The organism is Alteromonas sp. MMG017, from assembly GCF_018100795.1.
Lineage (GTDB): Bacteria > Pseudomonadota > Gammaproteobacteria > Enterobacterales > Alteromonadaceae > Alteromonas.
Genome location: NZ_JAGJDY010000031.1, coordinates 1 through 1536 on the forward strand (window position 1 = coordinate 1; position 1536 = coordinate 1536).

At 38.2% G+C, this 1536-nt stretch carries 3 protein-coding genes; all 3 read right to left on the reverse strand.

The genetic code is table 11. The annotated features are described in order from the left end of the window. Positions 1-98 precede the first annotated feature (98 nt). The gene (locus tag J8L84_RS20040; protein ID WP_211072246.1) at positions 99-467 is read right to left on the reverse strand and encodes a hypothetical protein; all 369 of its coding nucleotides are present in this window, start codon (positions 465-467) and stop codon (positions 99-101) included. 237 nt (positions 468-704) lie between these two features. Next, positions 705-1034 carry a hypothetical protein gene (locus tag J8L84_RS20045; protein ID WP_211072247.1) on the reverse strand — a complete coding sequence of 110 codons (330 nt, stop codon included), beginning with the start codon at positions 1032-1034 and terminating at the stop codon, positions 705-707. A gap of 136 nt (positions 1035-1170) precedes the next feature. Beyond that, on the reverse strand, positions 1171-1512 hold the full coding sequence (locus J8L84_RS20050) for a hypothetical protein (protein ID WP_211072248.1): 342 nt from the start codon (positions 1510-1512) through the stop codon (positions 1171-1173). Positions 1513-1536 lie beyond the last annotated feature (24 nt).

Consider the following 1536-nt stretch of genomic DNA (forward strand, 5'->3'; position numbering starts at 1 on the left):
ACTTTGGGGCACAAATACATGGGCTAAAATAACGAGCGAAGCGAGGGAGCCCATGTGTTTGTGTCCCAGCGAACGCAGTGAGCGCCAACAGTTGTTTGTTAGGCTCTTTTTACTACATACTTAAAATAGACAAACGCAGGGAAAATAAAGCCCATCCAAAGGCTGGAGAAAAGTCTCAATTCGGTGCGTTTTAAAGATAAAAACCTGTCGTAAGTGATTTCTTTAATCATAGTTCCTTGGCGGTTTAAAATATATTTTCCATTTTCAATTTGAGGTTGCCCATCAGCGAGTATAAGTAACGAGAAAATAAAAACTGCAATAATGTACCAACGAATATATTTAAGGATTTTACCTAAATACTTAGGACCGCTTGATACAAGCTTATCTTCAAACTTTCCGTTTGAATATTTTTTTGTACGCTCAACGGATATCGTTGCCCCTAATGCAAAAAAGGAAATCATTGACATTAGGTGTACATAACCAGTTGTCGCGAAAATGCTGACGCCTAAGTAAGTTGTAAAGTGCAAACAGAAAGAGATAAAAAGAGAAATAGTCAAGAATAGAGACAATTTTAACTCCGGAGCCTAACTTCTAACATAAGGGGCAACTACTCGTTGGCTATAATGCGAAGCAGCCAGCGAGTAGTTGTCCCAGCGAACGATAGTGAGCGAGCTTAATGTTTTTGTTATATAACGTCGCTGAATTTATCGCAATATAACATCCCTTATGGCAGGTCGATTTTCCTCACAACCCATAATTTCTAGACTGACAGAAATGCCTGCCATTTTAGCTGCCAACAATGTGCTGTACATTCTAGACTTTTCTTCTTCGGTTAAACTTCTTCTGACCATATAGCTATCTAAGGTGGTACAATTTCCTGGATTTGACAGAGAACCTGAGTTTGTGGGTATTACTCGTATAATGTTCAAGCCTCTGGTTGTTGACCAAAGCTGAAAAGTAGAGATTTCAACTTCTGCGAAATTTGCATACGAAAATGATGAAAACAAAGTTAGTAATAATATTAGTTTTTTCATTATTAATCCTTTTCCATTTATCCAAGTTATATAACACCCACATAAGGGGCAGTAATGCGTGGGCTAAAATAGGAGCGAAGCGACAGAGCCCACGTGTTACTGTCCCAGCGAAGCGACTTAATGTGTTTGTTATATTTTACATATCCTCGTTGTAATAGCTTGGCAACTTGGGACACTCAAAATCACCTTCACCAAACATATCGTTAATTCGCTCAGGAAACATATCTCGCATTTTTACATAGACTGCTTCATTCAGAATGTGAAACCCTGCTGTGTTATCCGCTGTGCCAAGGAATTTATGAATATCGCTTAGCTCAGGGTAATGCGCTGGTTGATGGAAAAAACGCATATATTCTTGAAGAGTTTTGTAAACATACAGCAAATCTTTTAGATTGACCTCTACAGTCTCATTGGCATCGATTTTGTCTAGACCATACTCAACTATTTCTGCTTGATTATTTGTAAAAACATCATCCATTTACTGCGAACTCTCCGTAAAATA